Genomic DNA, 14,209 nt, shown 5'->3' with positions numbered 1-14,209 from the left:
CGGCAGGAATCTGCCACCAGTGTTAGCGTCGGACGGGTGGGCATGCGGGAGCAGACCTTCGTCCAGGAGGCGCGGCGGCGGCAGTTGGTGGCCTGTGCCATCGAGGTCGTGGCCGACGTCGGGTTGGCCGCGGCCACGCTGACGCGCATCGCCAGGCGGGCCGGGATCAGCCGGGGGCTCGTGAACTACCACTTCCGGGACCGGGAGGAACTGCTCGAGCAGGTCGTCGCCGAGGTGTACCGGGTCGGGACGGCCGAGGTGGGCCCCGCGGTCGTGGCCGCGGCGTCGCCCCGGGAGCGGGTGCTGGCGTTCGTGTCCGCGAGTGTCGCGTTCTACCACGCCTACCCCCACCACCTGGCCGCGCTCGGCGAGATCGACCGCGCCACGCGGCGGGCCACCGGCGGGCGTGACGCGTGGGCCGCCCACGCCCGCGAGCTGACCGACCTGCGCACGCTCCTCGCCGCGGGCCAGGACGCCGGTCAGTTCCGCGACTTCGACGTCGACGTCATGGCCGCCGCGGTGCGTGCCGTGCTCGACAGCGCCCTGCCCATGCTCGCCGCCCCCGGCGCCGACCCGGACGCCATCGCCACCGAGCTGTGCCAGCTCGTCGACCACGCCACGGAGGTCAAGCCATGACCCGCGCACGTCTACTCGCACTCGTCGTCCCGCTGGTGCTCGCGGGCTGTTCCCCCGGAACGCAGGACAGCGGACCCGTCGCCGCACCTGAACGGGTGAGCACGACCAGCGGCGAACTCGCGGGCACGGTGCGTGGTGACGCACGCACCTTCCAGGGCGTCCGGTTCGCCGAGCCACCCACCGGGGACCGGCGCTGGACGCTGCCCACGCTCGCGCACCGCGCGCAGGGCACCGTCGACGCCACCAGACCCGGTCCGCAGTGCCCGCAGGCCGCCGGCACGAACACGTCAGAGGACTGCCTGTTCCTCGACGTCACCACGCCGGCCCGCCTCGACCCGGACCGGAAGCTGCCGGTCATGGTGTGGTGGCACGGCGGCGGCTACACCTCCGGCGCGGGCAGCCAGTACGACGCGCGGCGCCTCGCCGACCAGGGTGACGTCATCGTGGTCACCGCCAACAAGCGGCTCGGGATCTTCGGCTACTTCGGCGCCCCCGGCCTGAAGGGGTCGGGCACCTTCGGGTTCGCCGACCAGATCCTCGCCACCCGCTGGGCCAAGGACAACGCGGCGGCGTTCGGCGGGGATCCCGGCAACATCACGGTCTTCGGCCAGTCCGACGGCGGCATGGCCGCGTGCGCACTGCTCACCTCCCCCGCGGCCAGAGGGCTCGTGGACAAGGTCGCGTCCATGTCCGGCGGGTCGTGCCAGCTCGACTGGCCGACTGGCGGCCTGTTGCCCGGCACCCCGGCCCAGACCCCGTACGCGAGCCTCTCCGACAACGAGGCCGTCGGCCGGGCCGCTGCCGACGCGCTGGGCTGCACCGGTCCCGACCCGGTGCCGTGCCTGCGCGCACTGCCGGCGGACCGGCTCGTGCCGCAGAGCATCGACTTCTCCAACGTCCTCGCCTACGGCTCCGACCTGCTGCCGGAGGATCCCGCGAAAGCCGTGCGAGAGGGCCACTTCGCGCACGTGCCGGTGCTGACCGGCGGGGTCGCGCACGAGGAGCGGTCGTTCGTGGCCGGGTCCGAGCAGGCCGCGCCGGGCACGTACACGGCGGCCGGCTATCCGGCGATGCTCTCCGCCGCGTTCGGCACGGCCGCTGCCCCGGTCGCCCGCGAGTACCCGGTGACCGACTACGCCTCACCCGCGCTCGCGTTCGCGACCGTCATCGACGACGCCTCCTGGTCCTGCCCGCTCGACACCGGCACCGGCGCGCTCGCGAAGCAGACCACCGTCCACGCCTACGAGTTCGCCGACCCGACCGCCCCGAACGTCAACGGGGTCCAGGCACCCGGCGTGCCCCTGGAGGCGACGCACGCGAGCGAGCTGCCCTACCTGTTCGACCTCGGCGGCAAGTTCCTGCTGACCACCGCACCGCAACGCACGCTCGCCGCCGCGATGATCAGGTACTGGAGTGGCTTCGCCCGCACCGGCACGCCGAGCGCCCCCGACGCGCCGGCGTGGCCGCGGTACCACCGCGCCGCCGACACGCTCCAGTTCACCGGCACGGAGATCCGCACCACCGACGTCGCCGCCGAGCACCGCTGCGACTTCTGGGCCGGCCTCGACCGCTGACGGAAGCCGGAGGGCCGGCGGGTGGATGACCCGCCGGCCCGTGTGACTCACGCGGTCAGCCGCCCAGGGTGTGGAACAGGTCCGTGTGGTCGTTGGTGCCCAGGATGTTCGCGGCGTTGGGGCCGATGCCCCAGACCGGGACGGTGGCGCCCGTGTGCTGCTGGCTCGGCGGGGCCGCTACCGGAGCGGCACCCGCGCCGCCGAAGCCCGCGGTGCCGTAGGTCAGCGTGAGGGTCTGGCCGTCCTTGGTGGTGACGTTCGTCGAGTAGCCGGTCGGCAGGCCGGAACCGCTGGCGTCCTCGGACACGATCTGGCTCGTGTGCGAGTGGTCGGCGGTCACGATCACCAGCGTGTCCGGGTGGGATTGCTGGTAGTCGAGCGCGACGCCGATGGCCCTGTCGAACGCCACGGTCTCACCCAGCTGGCCGCACGCGTTGGTGGCGTGGTCCTGCTTGTCGATCGACGCGCCCTCGACCTGGAGGAAGAAGCCCTTGCGGTTCTCCAGGAGCTTGATGGCCTTCGAGGTCATGTCCGACAGGCTCGGCTCGCTCGCCGGGCGCTGGTTCTCCACGCACGGCGTGGGCGCGTTGCCCTTGCCGGTCGCGGAGGCCGGGCCGGTCCACTCGAGTGACATGTTGCTGGCGTTGAACAGGCCGAGCACCGGCTTGTCGCCGCGGACACCGCGCAGGCCGTTCGCGTCGGTGACGTACTGGTAGCCCTGCCGCTTGGCCGAGTCCACCACGGTCCTGCCCTTGTCACGGCCGCCGGTGACGGTCTGCTCGAACCGGGCGCGGCCACCGCCGAGGATGACGTCGAAGTGGTTGTCGACCTCCTGCTCGGCGATCGAGCCGAGGCCGCCGACGTCCTTGGTCTCCTTCGTGCAGGAGGCGGCGGTGTCGGCCGGGCCCTGGCAGCCGCGCAGCGAGATGTGCGAGGCCTGGACGGCGGGCGTGGCGTCGGTGATCTCCGCGGTGGAGACGTTGCCGGTCCTCATGCCGCGCTTGTGCGCCTTCTCCATGACCGACGGGTAGTTGCGGCCGGGCACGTCGATCGCACTGCTCGGGCCCTGCGAGATCCGCTCGTCGAGTGTCTTCACACCCGTCGCCCACATGGTGCCGGTCGACGCCGAGTCGGGGTCGTAGTCCGGCAGGTAGGGCGCCTTCGCCGCGGGCTTGACCGACCAGGTCGTGTCGAACCCGGTCAGCGGCATCCGGTCCACGTTGAGCTTGTTGTGCACACCCTGGTAGTACCGGGCCGCGGTGATCTCCTGGGTGCCCATCCCGTCACCGATGAGCAGGATGACGTTGGTCGGATGGTGGTCGTGCAACGCCTGCTCGATCTCGCGCTCGTCGTCACCACGGCCGGGCGAGCCGTCCGCCGCGACGGTGCTCGCCAGGACCGCGACCGCGGCCGTTCCGACAGCGAGCGCGGCAATCGCGCCACGTCTTTTCATGTCACGCCTTTCGCAATGATTGGGACGGCCCGGACGTTATGCCGCGCGGGCATATGGCAGGTGACCAGAACAAGGCCGGCACATGACGGACCGTCCACAGTTGACTCGGCAAGAACGGGCCTGCCAGGGACGTCGACCACTGAAGTCCCCCGCTCCCCGCCTGGCCCGAAGCCACGGGCGCGGTCTCCTCAGCGCTCAACGGCGCGCTCGGGCTGATCGTCGACCGGCCCGCGCACGTGCTCGGCGTGGCGCCGTTGTTCACGCAGCTGGTGGCGGGTATCCAGGACGCGCCGCGCCAGGACCCGTCGACCGCGCTGACGCTGCAACTGACCGAGGACCGCGCCGCCGAGCTGGAGACCTACCGGCGCTGGTGGGCGGAACGGCGTGTCGACGGCGTGATCCTCGTCGACCTCCACGGCGACGACCCCCGGCTGGACTTGCTCACCGAGCTGGGGCTGCCCGCGGTGGCGCTCGGCCACCCGCGGTCACGGGCGGTCCCGTGCGTGTGGAGCGATGACGATGAGCCGATGCGGAGGCGGTCGGCTACCTCGCCGCGCTCGGCCACCGCCGCATCGCGCGGATCGCGGGCCCTGTGGTGTTCACGCACACGGCACGCAGGGACGAGGCGTTCACCCGCGCCGCCGAGGAGCACCGGCTGGCGTGGTCGAGCACGCTGCACGCCGACGACACCGGCGACGGCGGTGCCCGCGCGGCCCGCAGGCTGCTCTCCGCTCGGGACCGGCCGACCGCCATCCTCTTCGACAACGACGTCATGGCGCTGGCCGCCATGGCCGCGACCCAGGAGATGGGCATCGCCGTGCCCGCCGAGCTGTCGATCCTGTCCTGGGAGGACTCGGCGCTGTGCCGGCTGGTCCGCCCCGGCGTCACCGCCGTGGACCGCCACATCGCACAGCACGGGCACGGCCCGCGTCCCGCAAGGGCACTGAGGGCGCCCGCGGCACGGGTACCCTCTGCGCGACGGGTCGACCTCTGGAGGGTGAGCGGGTGCGGGCAGTGGTGGACCGCGGGCGCGTCCTGCTCGTCCTGCTGTTCGCCGTGCTCGTGGGCACCGGGGCCACCGCGTCCGCCGAGGCGCCGGGGTTCGCCGCGCGGACCCACGTGGCGGGCATGGCGCCCGACACAGCCGCGACCCACCACGACCTGCGGGACTGGCTGCGCCTGCCCGTCACCGCGCGGCACGCGCTGTCCACACCGGCGCCGGACAGCTGGTGGGCCGTCTGCGCCAACACGACCGGCCCGTCCTCGGCGACCCGCCGTTCCCTCGCCCGCGTCGTCGCGGGCACCGCCGTGGCGACCGGGGTGGCGGCCGCGCCGTCCACCCGCGCTCCCCCGGCCCGCGTGAGCTGACAGATCCCCCTCGAACGGCTGCCGCGACCGGCGGCCGTCGACTCACGCGTCCCGGAAGGCCCGAACATGTCTCTAGTCGTCCTGGTGCTGGCGCTCGCCGTCCTCGCGGCGTCCCTCGGCATGCTCGTCGCGATGTACGTCAAGGACAAGCCGATCTACGGCGTCGTCTCGCTGGGCATGCTGCTCGGCCCCGGCACCATCCTCGCGTTCACCTACGTGACGATCGCCTGACCCGAGCGGTCCCGGGGCCCCCGCGGGAGCCCCGGGACCCTCAGCCTTCGAGGACGGCACGCAGGCGCTCGGCGAACTCCTCCGGCTTGCCCGCGTAACCGAACTCCGGACCGAGGAAACCCCCGTGGTGGCTGGGAAAGACGGTGACCTCCTGGCCGAGCAGCTCGGCGGTCGCGACGGCCGTGCGCCCGGTGAAGGCGTTGCCGGTCTCCTCCCCCACCGCGATCACGACGCGGGTCGGGGCCGCGGTCAGCGCGGCGACGTCCGGACGGTAGCCGCTGATCGGCCACGACAGGTCCGACAGCAGCGGGTCGTCACGCCTGCCGTCGTCGTCGGCCGGCATCCCGAAGGCGGCCGGATCCGGTGTGGGCTGGGCGAAGTAGTCGTCGGTGTACTCGCCCTGCCACCCCGACATGCCCATGAAGGCGGCCATGCCGGCACCCATGCCCCTGGCGTTGTAGACGTCGGTGACCCCGCCACGCGCGCGCATCGCCGCCTCTGCGTCCGGGAGCACCGGGATGAGCGGTGGTTCGTGGGCCACCAGTGTGGTCACGTCGTCGGGGTAGGCGGCGACGAGCGCGAGCGCGGTCACCGCGCCGCCACTGCTCCCGAACAGCTCCACCGGACCGGCGCCGAGCGCCTCGATGACCGCGTGCACGTCCGCGGCCTGGACCTCGGGTGTGTTGTCGCTGCGCCCGTCGCTGCGGGTGCTGCGGCCGAGGCCGCGGGGGTCGCAGGTGACGACCGTGCGGTCGGGCAGGTGCGAGGCGAGCCTGGTGAACCCGCCGGCGTCCATCGGCTGGCCGATCATGACCAGCGGTGGCCTGCCGTCCGGAGTGGGCAGTGGCCCGTGGACGTCGTACACGATGTCGGCACCGTCGGTACGCAGCGTGTGGGTCGTGGTCTCTCGTGTCGCCATGGCGGGTCCTCCGGTCGTGAGCTGCCACGACCCTAACCCGGTCGGCGGACATCGGCCGGTACCGTGCCAGGCGTGCGTCCCGGTGACTGGCTGGCCGACACCCGAACCTCCTACGACACGGTCGCGGCGGCCTACGCCGACCTGATCCGCGACGCCGTCGCCGGTGACCGGTACCTGCGTGCGGCGCTGGAGCTGTTCGCGGGCGCCGTGCTGGACGGCGGCGGTGGACCGGTCGCCGACGTCGGCTGCGGGCCGGGGCACGTCACCGCGCACCTGCACGGTCTCGGGGTCGACGCGTTCGGGGTGGACCTCTCCCCCGCGATGGTCGAGCGGGCCCGTCGCGACCACCCCGGCCTGCGGTTCGAGGTGGGATCGATGACCGAGCTGGACCTTCCCGACGCGTCGGTGGCCGGCGTGCTCGCCTGGTGGTCGCTGATCCACGTGCCAGACGACGTCCTGCCCACCGTCCTCGGGCACTTCCACCGGGTGCTGCGCGCGGGCGGAGCACTGCAGGTCGGCTACCACGTCGGCGACGAGTCGCGGCTGAAGACGCGGGGCTACGGCGGCCACCCCATGCGGGTCCACGTGCACCGCCGCCTGCCGGAGAGGATGGCGGCCCTGGTGCGTGCCGCGGGCTTCGAGGTCGAGGCCCACCTGCTGCTCGACCCGGACGCCGCGACGCCACAGGCGATTCTCCTCGGCCGGCGCTCGTGACGGTGTGTTGATCGCTCCCGAATGCACCCCCCTGATCAGGGACGACTCCGTCGCTCGGACGAGTGACGAGACCACTGTGGACGAATAGCCGTCGGCAGCCCTGGGCAGCCGCTGGCAGTTGGAGATTTCGACTGTCGGCAACGGAAGGTGAGAAACGTGATCCGTCAGGACGTAGTAGACCGGTTGTACGACTGCCAGGTCATCGACCCGCGCGGGGAGAAGATCGGCGCCGTCAAGCGGGTCTGGCTGGACGGGCAGACCGGCGACCCGGTGTGGGCCTCGGTCCACACGGGACTGTTCGGGCTGAAGGAGTCGTTCGTGCCGTTGCAGCGCGCCGAACTGCAGGACGACAACCAGCTGCGCGTGCCGGTCGAAAAGGAACAGGTCAAGGAGTCGCCGAGGATCGACGCGGCCAGTGACCACATGACCGACGACGAGCAGGCGGCGCTGTACCGCCACTACGGTTTCGGGCCGCAGGGCACCGGGATGGAGGACGGCGGGCGGCAGCGGACCCGCGGCGCGGGCGACCAGAAGGCGCGGCAGCAGCCCGCCGCGGGCCGGCAGCAGGGGCGCGCCAGGCGCGGCGAGGACGCGATGACCCGTTCCGAGGAGCAGATGCGGGTCGGCACCGAGCGGGTCGAGACCGGCCGGGTGCGCCTGGTGAAGCACGTCGTCACCGAAGAGAAGCAGATGAACGTGCCGATCTCCCACGAGGAGGTCCGCGTTGAGCGCGAACCCGTGACCGACGCCAACCGCGACGCGGCCATGCGCGGCCAGGACATCACCGAGGCCGAGCACGAGGTGACGCTGCACGCCGAGAAGCCGGTGGTGCAGAAGGAGGCCGTGCCGGTGGAGCGCGTGCGGCTGTCCAAGGACACCGTGTCCGGCGAGGAGACCGTGTCCGGCACCGTCCGCAAGGAACAGATCGACGTCGAGGACGACCGGGGCGACCGAGGGCGTCGCGGTCGTCGCTGACGCCTCCTGGCCTCCCGACCTGGCCGGGCCCCGCACGACGGGGGCCCGGCCAGGTCGGGTGGTCCGGCCGATCCGCGGGGCAGGCGCACGCCAGTAGGCTCGCGGCACCGGACGGATCGGTACGAGGGAGACACAGCCAGCCATGGCCAGCAGGCGTCGGCAGACCGCGATGCGCCACATTCACGACTCGGTCGTCGACCTCATCGCCTTCATGAACATGCCCCAGCTCGACGACCTCCTGCTCGCCGAGGCAGGCGTGACGATCGACCGCGCGCTGTTCCCCCTGCTGGTCGGCATCGAACGGTTCGGGCCCATCGGTGTCGGCGAGATCGCCGACAGGTCGGGCCGCGACTACACCACGATCAGCCGCCAGGTCGCCAAGCTCGCCGACCTGGGTCTCGTCGAGCGCCGCCCGAGCCCGACGGACCGCCGCGTCAACGAGGCGGTCCTGTCCGCCGAGGGTCGCAAGGTCATCGACGCGCTCGACGCGGCACGCCACCGCCTCAACACCCCGGTGTTCAGCGAGTGGAGCGACCGCGACCTGCTCGAGCTGCAACGCCTGTTGCGCAGGTACGTGGACGACCTGCAGACCAGGGCTGAGGCCGCCAGGAACCCCTAGGCAGGCTTCGGTGCGGGATCGGCGTCGGGGGCGGGCGTGCGCAGGATCCGCCAGCAGCAGTAGACGCAGATCGCGATCGCGGGCGTGCCCATCAGTGTCGCGACGATGCCGAGCGCGACCACATCTCCGGCCAGGTAGAACGGCAGCATCACCAGCGGCGCCACGACGAACTTCGCCATGAACACGGCAGTGCACAGCTGGTAGCGCCGCCGCTTGTCCTGGTCGTGGCGCCAGCTGACCCCTTCGCCGCGCGCGAACCCGATCAGCAGCCCGATCACCGGCCACGACACCAGCATCGACACCAGCAGGACCGCCGCGGCACCCACGTTGCGCACGATGTCCTGCAGGTAGAAGTTGACTCCCTCGCCCGTGGCGCCGGCCAGCGCGGCCGAGATCCCCACCATGATCAGACCGGCGGTCGCCTGCCAGTACTTCCGGTCGGCCCAGATCCGGAACACCGCGAACACGATCACGCCACCCACCGCGACCAGCGCCGAGACCAGCACGTCGCGGGTCAGCAGGTAGGAGATGAGGAACAGCACCCGCGAGACGAACATCTCGGCGACCGTGCGCCAGCCACCCAGGGAGGCGAACAGGGATGACGACCGCTGCGTCAGCAGGGCACCCTTGATCCGGATGCCGCCCGACGGCGCGCTCGTCGAATACACCGGCGACTCCGCGTTGACCCTGGGTTTACTCACGGGTTAATCATGTCAGCTCCCGTGTCACCCGTTCGTGGGTGTGCCGTTACGGAGCAGATATCCCTCCCACACGCGGGCGTGCGCAGCCCATCCCTACACATAAGTTTACTAATCTGGTCGATTGACCACCGTATTTGACCTCTCGGGGCCAAGATTAGTACGTTCATGTTTATGACTTCTCTGACCGAGTCGGAGCAGGACGTCGACCAGGGCGTGCCGCTCCGCCGGATCCTTGCCCTCTTCGGGCCCTACCGGTTACGGCTCGCCGGGCTGCTGGTGCTGCTCGTGGCGCAGGCCGTGCTCGGCGTGGCGTCGCCGCTGTTCCTGCGCGAGATCATCGACACCGCGCTGCCGACCCGGGACACCGTGCTGCTGAGCCTGCTGGCGATGGGGATGCTCGTCTCGGCACTCGGCAGCGGGGCGCTGAGCGTGGCCACGACCGGCCTCGCCAACACGATCGGCCAGCTGGTGATGAACGACCTGCGCGTGTCGGTCTACGGCCACCTCCAGCGGATGCCGCTCGCCTTCTTCACCAGGACCAGGACGGGCGAAATCCTCTCGCGGGTGTTCAACGACGTCGGCGGCGTGGACAACGTCGTCAACACGACGGTCAGCTCGGTGGTGCAGAACGGGATCACCACGCTGGCCATCGCGGTGACGCTGCTCGTGCTCGACTGGCAGCTGGCGATCCTCGGCCTCGTCGTCGTGCCGGCGTTCCTGCTGCTGACCATGCGGCTCGGGCGAAAACGCCGGAGGCTCGCAGGCAGCCGCCAGCGCAGGCTCGCCGGGCTGACCACGCTGGTCGAGGAGTCCCTGTCGGTGGCGGGTGTCATGCTCACCAAGACCACCGGCAACGCGCGGACCCTGCGGGACCGGTTCGCCGCCCAGTCACAGGAGATCTCCCGGCTGGAACGCGCCGCGGCACTCGCCGGGCGGTGGCAGACGGCGTCGCGGCGCAGTGCGCTCACCGCGGTGCCCGCGCTGGTCTACTGGATCGCGGGCCTGGCGCTCGCCTACGGCGCCAACCCGACGAGCATCGGCACCATCGTCGCGTTCACCAGCATGCTCAACCGCCTCATCGCCCCGGCCACCGCGATGCAGTCGCTCGGCCAGCAGTTCTCGACCTCCACCGCGTTGTTCGCCCGCATCTTCGAGGTGCTCGACCTGCCCGTGGAGATCACCGACCGGGCCGACGCGAAGGAGCTGGAGGTGCGGCGCGGCACCGTGCGCCTGTCGGGCGTGTCGTTCCGCTACGAGGAGACCTGGACCCTGCGCGACATCGACCTGGAGATCCCCGGCGGCACCACCACCGCGCTGGTCGGCGCCACCGGGTCCGGTAAGACGACCCTCGCCTACCTGGTCGCGAGGCTCTACGAGACGACCGAGGGCCAGGTGCTCGTCGACGGCGTCGACGTCCGGGACGTCACCCTCGACTCGCTGGCAGGCGCCGTCGGCGTGGTCTCCCAGGACACCTACCTGTTCCACGCCAGCGTGCGGGAGAACCTGCGCTTCGCCAGGCCGGACGCGACCGACGAGGAGATCGAGGCGGCGGCACGTGCCGCACACATCCACGACACCGTCGCGGCACTCGACGACGGCTACGACACGGTCGTGGGCCAGCGCGGCTACCGGTTCTCCGGCGGCGAGCGGCAGCGCCTCGCGATAGCCAGGATCCTGCTGCGCAACCCGCCGATCCTGATCCTCGACGAGGCCACCAGCGCGCTGGACAACCACACCGAACGCTCGGTGCAGGCGGAGCTGGACCGCCTCGCCGCGCACCGCACCACGATCACCATCGCGCACCGGCTGTCCACGGTCGCGAGCGCCGACCAGATCGTGGTGCTCGACGGCGGGCGGATCGTCGAGCACGGCACCCACGCCGAGTTGCTCGCACGCGACGGGCGCTATGCCCGGCTCGTCCGGAGCGCGAAGACGTAACTACATTCGGGACATGCGCTCCGAGCAAGACCTGGCCGACCTCTCGCGACTCGTCCGCGAGGGCGTGGGGAGGCTGAACTGGCGGATGCGGACGGAAGGGGGCCGAGGTGGCCCGAGCCCGCTGGAGCTGGCGGTACTGCGGCGCCTGCACCGCGCGGGCACCCACACGCCCAAGGCACTGGCGGAGTCGGAGCGCCTCCACCCCCAGTCACTGACCCGCGTGCTGGCCGCCCTCGACCGCGACGGCCTCATCACGCGCCGCCCCGACCCCGACGACGGGCGGCGGGTGCTGGTGGAGATCAGCGCCCAGGGGCTGCGCACCCTGCGTGCCTACAGCGTGGAGCGGGAACAGTGGCTGGCCGCCGCGATGGTCGAGACGCTCAGCGAGACCGAGCAGGACCTGCTCGGTCTCGCCGCCAAGCTCATGATGCGTGTCGCGGACTCGTGAGACCGGTCAGGCGCAGGTGAGCGTGGCGTCGGCCCAGTCGGCGTGGTCGTAGCGCGGACCGTCCACTGTGGGCAGCACCGCCAGGTGCACGTACTGGAGACCGGACACGTTGGCCGTGACGCGTTTCGCCGCGTCGGTGCCGCGGACCACGCCGCTGCTCGCCAGCATCCCGTTGCCCCACACCTCGAAGGCGACGGAGCCGTTGTCGCCGGTCTCGTCGTCGAGGCCGACCGACGCCTGGAAGGACGTGCACCGGCCGCCGAGGTAGTAGCGCACCTCGCTGCGGGCGTGCACGCCGATGCCCCGGGCGTAGGTGGTGCCGCCGATCGTGAGCGTGCGGCCGTCGCCCGCGGCCTGCTCGCCGTTGCTGCGGTCCCGCTCGACCGGACCCCACGCACTCGCCGACAAGCTCGCCGTCAACGCCGACACCTGCGTGGTGCCCGCGGGCGGCGGGGTGAACGTGCCTGCCCTGCTGACCCGGTAGACCACGGTGGCGTGGGCGGGCACCGACGCGCTGACCGCGCCCGTGCTCGTCGTCACCGCCTTGGACCACAGGTCCCTGAGCTGGTAGGAGGTCGCGTTGCCGAGGCCCGCCGCCGAGGCGGTCGTGCCGAACGTGGCCGTCGAACCGGTCTCGTTGAACAGTGCGACCGCGACGTCGCCGTTGTCCAGCGGCTTGGTCAGCACGTGGTGGCCATCCGCGTTCGCGATCTCGGTGGCCTGCACGCCGAGGCCGTCCTGGTTCAGCGCGATCACGTCGCGGTTGGTCAGGATGTCGAAGGTGCTCTGGCCGTCGCTGCGCAGGTCCGAGCCGATCAGCAGCGGCGCGTTCATCATGGCCCACAGGGAGAAGTGGCTGCGGTACTCGGTGTCGGTCATGCCGCCGTTGCCGACCTCGAGCATGTCGGGGTCGTTCCACCCGCCGCGCTGCGCGTTCACCGCGAGGCCCACGTTGGCCTTGAAGATCGCGAGCATGCTGTTCCAGTTGTCCTCGATGTCGCCGGTGGTGCGCCAGCTGTTGCCGACCGGCTGCGCCCAGTCCCACGGAGCGTTGGAGCCCCACTCGCAGATGGAGAACAGGATCGGGCGGCCCGTGGCGAGCAGCGCGTCCCGCATCCTCGTGTAGCGGTCCTGCGCGCTCTGCCCGAGGTGGTCGCCGCAGTTGTCGTACTTCAGGTAGTCCACACCCCACGACGCGAAGGTGTTGGCGTCCTGCTGCTCGTGGCCGATCGCGCCGGGGAAACCCAGTGAGTTGCAGGTCTTCGTGCCGGCGCTGGTGTAGATGCCGAACTTCAGGCCCCTGCCGTGCACGTAGTCGGCGACGGCCTTGATGCCGTTGGGAAACCGCACCGGGTCGGGCACCAGGTTGCCCGCGCCGTCGCGGTTGGGCAGCGCCCAGCAGTCATCGAGGTTGACGTAGGTGTAGCCGGCGTCGCGCAAGCCGCGTGCGACGAAGATGTCCGCGATCTGGCGGACCATCTGCTCGTCGAACTCGGCACGGCAGTTCGTCGCGTTCCAGTTGTTGAAGCCCATCGCGGGCGTGCGTGCGAGCCCGTTCTCGATGGCCACCGCCCTCGGCGCCGACGTGCCCGCTCCCGACCCGACCACGGTCACCGCCGCCAGCAGCAGGACGACCACGGCACCCAACACGGTTCGACGCCTCATCGCGCCTCCGTTCTCAAGTTCGCACGTCAATCAACGGAAACCCGACGAACATCGTCGAACTCGCACAGCCGACCAGTCAAGAGTTGGCAAAGCAATGTGTGATTCTGGTGGGTTCCCACTTGCGATGTGACCGGTGCCGCGATGTCGTTTACGCCGTGACCAACCAGGGAAGAACACACCGATGACCGACACGCGGGAATGGGAGAGGGACAAGGAGCGGTTCGTCGCGGCAGGCCAGGAGGGCGGCGTCGAGCCGGGTCCGCTGGCGCGCCAGTTCCTCACGCTCACCCGCGAGCTCCTCGACGCGCGGACGGTCGAGGACGTGCTGACACAGGTCGTGCGCGCGGTCACCGTCCTGATCCCCGCCGCCGACATGGTGAGCGTGACGGTCCGTGACCCGGAGGGCAACTTCCACACCCCCGTGCGTACCGATCCCGTCGCCGACCGGCTGGACGAGCTCCAGTACGAGTTCGACGAGGGGCCCTGCCACGACTCGGCGCTGCCGGAAGGTCCGGCCTCGGCACACAGCGCGGACCTGCGGCACACCGACCAGTGGCCGCGCTGGGCACCCGCGGCGGATGAGCTCGGCGCCGGGGCGGTGCTCTCGACCGCCCTCGTGCCGGACGCGATCCCGCCCGACCGGTCCGGCGCGCTCAACATCTACTCCCGCCGCCCTCACGGCCTCGACACGACCGACGTGAACCAGGTACTGCTGCTCGCCACCCACGCGTCGCTCGCGCTCGCTCGCACCGAGGCGGTGACCCGTGCCGAGCTGCACGAGGCGCAGCTGCGCCGGGCCATCGACAGCCGGGACGTCATCGGGCAGGCCAAGGGCATCATCATGGCGCGCCGCGGCATCGCCGCCGAGGAGGCGTTCGACATCCTGCGCCAGAGCTCCCAACGGCTCAACGTCAAGCTCGTCGAGGTGGCGGCGACCCTGACCGCACGCCACACGGAGCTCTGAGGCC

15 protein-coding genes and 1 pseudogene are annotated in these 14,209 nt (G+C 71.4%); 11 read left to right on the top strand and 5 right to left on the bottom strand.

Going from position 1 to position 14,209, the window contains the following annotated elements; genetic code table 11:
- The first annotated feature begins 42 nt into the window (after positions 1–42).
- Together CLV71_RS46740 and CLV71_RS46735 are read left to right on the top strand one after the other, a co-directional pair.
- Entirely contained in the window at positions 43–636 is a 594-nt protein-coding gene (locus CLV71_RS46740) for a TetR family transcriptional regulator (protein WP_243867540.1), read from the top strand.
- Positions 633–2,210 (top strand): carboxylesterase/lipase family protein, encoded by a 1,578-nt coding sequence (locus tag CLV71_RS46735; protein WP_133909434.1) that lies wholly within the window; start codon positions 633–635, stop codon positions 2,208–2,210. Before CLV71_RS46740 ends, CLV71_RS46735 begins: the two co-directional genes overlap by 4 nt.
- A gap of 55 nt (positions 2,211–2,265) precedes the next feature.
- On the opposite strand, the gene CLV71_RS46730 is transcribed toward CLV71_RS46735, so the two are convergent.
- On the bottom strand, positions 2,266–3,663 hold the full coding sequence (locus CLV71_RS46730) for an alkaline phosphatase (protein WP_133909433.1): 1,398 nt from the start codon (positions 3,661–3,663) through the stop codon (positions 2,266–2,268).
- Positions 3,664–3,851: 188 nt separating this feature from the next.
- Entirely contained in the window at positions 3,852–4,079 is a 228-nt protein-coding gene (locus CLV71_RS49990) for a hypothetical protein (RefSeq protein WP_166664547.1), read from the bottom strand.
- A 155-nt stretch (positions 4,080–4,234) separates the two neighbouring features.
- Between CLV71_RS49990 and CLV71_RS50875 the strand changes: the two are divergent.
- From CLV71_RS50875 to CLV71_RS48285, 3 genes and pseudogenes are all read left to right on the top strand, one after another.
- Positions 4,235–4,525, top strand: a pseudogene (locus CLV71_RS50875) (substrate-binding domain-containing protein); the annotation flags it as partial.
- A gap of 143 nt (positions 4,526–4,668) precedes the next feature.
- The gene (locus tag CLV71_RS46715; protein ID WP_133909432.1) at positions 4,669–5,031 is read left to right on the top strand and encodes a hypothetical protein; all 363 of its coding nucleotides are present in this window, start codon (positions 4,669–4,671) and stop codon (positions 5,029–5,031) included.
- Positions 5,032–5,097: 66 nt separating this feature from the next.
- Entirely contained in the window at positions 5,098–5,262 is a 165-nt protein-coding gene (locus CLV71_RS48285; protein WP_166664549.1) for a hypothetical protein, read from the top strand.
- A 40-nt stretch (positions 5,263–5,302) separates the two neighbouring features.
- On the opposite strand, the gene CLV71_RS46710 is transcribed toward CLV71_RS48285, so the two are convergent.
- Positions 5,303–6,181 carry an alpha/beta fold hydrolase gene (locus tag CLV71_RS46710; protein WP_133909431.1) on the bottom strand — a complete coding sequence of 293 codons (879 nt, stop codon included), beginning with the start codon at positions 6,179–6,181 and terminating at the stop codon, positions 5,303–5,305.
- A gap of 72 nt (positions 6,182–6,253) precedes the next feature.
- Here CLV71_RS46710 and CLV71_RS46705 point away from each other — a divergent pair, with 72 nt between their 5' ends.
- The 3 genes from CLV71_RS46705 (at position 6,254) to CLV71_RS46695 (ending at position 8,489) form a co-directional block, all read left to right on the top strand.
- On the top strand, positions 6,254–6,895 hold the full coding sequence (locus tag CLV71_RS46705) for a class I SAM-dependent DNA methyltransferase (protein ID WP_133909430.1): 642 nt from the start codon (positions 6,254–6,256) through the stop codon (positions 6,893–6,895).
- Between the two features lie 156 nt (positions 6,896–7,051).
- Positions 7,052–7,870 carry a DUF2382 domain-containing protein gene (locus CLV71_RS46700; protein ID WP_133909429.1) on the top strand — a complete coding sequence of 273 codons (819 nt, stop codon included), beginning with the start codon at positions 7,052–7,054 and terminating at the stop codon, positions 7,868–7,870.
- 142 nt (positions 7,871–8,012) lie between these two features.
- Positions 8,013–8,489, top strand: coding sequence for a MarR family winged helix-turn-helix transcriptional regulator (locus CLV71_RS46695; protein WP_133909428.1), 477 nt, complete (start codon positions 8,013–8,015; stop codon positions 8,487–8,489).
- Here the strand turns inward: CLV71_RS46695 and CLV71_RS46690 are convergent.
- The gene (locus CLV71_RS46690) at positions 8,486–9,190 is read right to left on the bottom strand and encodes a DUF3159 domain-containing protein (RefSeq protein ID WP_243867536.1); all 705 of its coding nucleotides are present in this window, start codon (positions 9,188–9,190) and stop codon (positions 8,486–8,488) included. The genes CLV71_RS46695 and CLV71_RS46690 overlap by 4 nt on opposite strands.
- A 171-nt stretch (positions 9,191–9,361) precedes the next feature.
- On the opposite strand from CLV71_RS46690, the gene CLV71_RS46685 reads away from it, so the two are divergent.
- Together CLV71_RS46685 and CLV71_RS46680 are read left to right on the top strand one after the other, a co-directional pair.
- Positions 9,362–11,128 carry an ABC transporter ATP-binding protein gene (locus CLV71_RS46685; protein ID WP_133909427.1) on the top strand — a complete coding sequence of 589 codons (1,767 nt, stop codon included), beginning with the start codon at positions 9,362–9,364 and terminating at the stop codon, positions 11,126–11,128.
- Positions 11,129–11,141: 13 nt separating this feature from the next.
- Entirely contained in the window at positions 11,142–11,576 is a 435-nt protein-coding gene (locus CLV71_RS46680) for a MarR family winged helix-turn-helix transcriptional regulator (RefSeq protein WP_243867533.1), read from the top strand.
- A gap of 6 nt (positions 11,577–11,582) precedes the next feature.
- Here the strand turns inward: CLV71_RS46680 and CLV71_RS46675 are convergent, their stop codons facing one another.
- A complete protein-coding gene (locus CLV71_RS46675; protein ID WP_133909425.1) occupies positions 11,583–13,241 on the bottom strand; it encodes an NPCBM/NEW2 domain-containing protein in 1,659 nt (552 codons plus the stop codon).
- A gap of 181 nt (positions 13,242–13,422) precedes the next feature.
- On the opposite strand from CLV71_RS46675, the gene CLV71_RS46670 reads away from it, so the two are divergent.
- Entirely contained in the window at positions 13,423–14,205 is a 783-nt protein-coding gene (locus tag CLV71_RS46670) for a GAF and ANTAR domain-containing protein (protein WP_133909424.1), read from the top strand.
- Positions 14,206–14,209: the final 4 nt, after the last annotated feature.

Source organism: Actinophytocola oryzae (assembly GCF_004364325.1).
Lineage (GTDB): Bacteria > Actinomycetota > Actinomycetes > Mycobacteriales > Pseudonocardiaceae > Actinophytocola > Actinophytocola oryzae.
This window is presented reverse-complemented; position numbering and strand designations above follow the sequence as displayed.

Bases quoted from the DNA above. Each gene is read 5' to 3' on its own strand.
- CLV71_RS46740 (WP_243867540.1), top strand. From the start codon at position 43: ATGCGGGAGCAGACCTTCGTCCAGGAGGCGCGGCGGCGGCAGTTGGTG.
- CLV71_RS46735 (WP_133909434.1), top strand. From the start codon at position 633: ATGACCCGCGCACGTCTACTCGCACTCGTCGTCCCGCTGGTGCTCGCG.
- CLV71_RS46730 (WP_133909433.1), bottom strand. From the start codon at position 3,663: ATGAAAAGACGTGGCGCGATTGCCGCGCTCGCTGTCGGAACGGCCGCG.
- CLV71_RS48285 (WP_166664549.1), top strand. From the start codon at position 5,098: ATGTCTCTAGTCGTCCTGGTGCTGGCGCTCGCCGTCCTCGCGGCGTCC.
- CLV71_RS46710 (WP_133909431.1), bottom strand. From the start codon at position 6,181: ATGGCGACACGAGAGACCACGACCCACACGCTGCGTACCGACGGTGCC.
- CLV71_RS46695 (WP_133909428.1), top strand. From the start codon at position 8,013: ATGGCCAGCAGGCGTCGGCAGACCGCGATGCGCCACATTCACGACTCG.
- CLV71_RS46685 (WP_133909427.1), top strand. From the start codon at position 9,362: ATGACTTCTCTGACCGAGTCGGAGCAGGACGTCGACCAGGGCGTGCCG.
- CLV71_RS46680 (WP_243867533.1), top strand. From the start codon at position 11,142: ATGCGCTCCGAGCAAGACCTGGCCGACCTCTCGCGACTCGTCCGCGAG.
- CLV71_RS46675 (WP_133909425.1), bottom strand. From the start codon at position 13,241: ATGAGGCGTCGAACCGTGTTGGGTGCCGTGGTCGTCCTGCTGCTGGCG.
- CLV71_RS46670 (WP_133909424.1), top strand. From the start codon at position 13,423: ATGACCGACACGCGGGAATGGGAGAGGGACAAGGAGCGGTTCGTCGCG.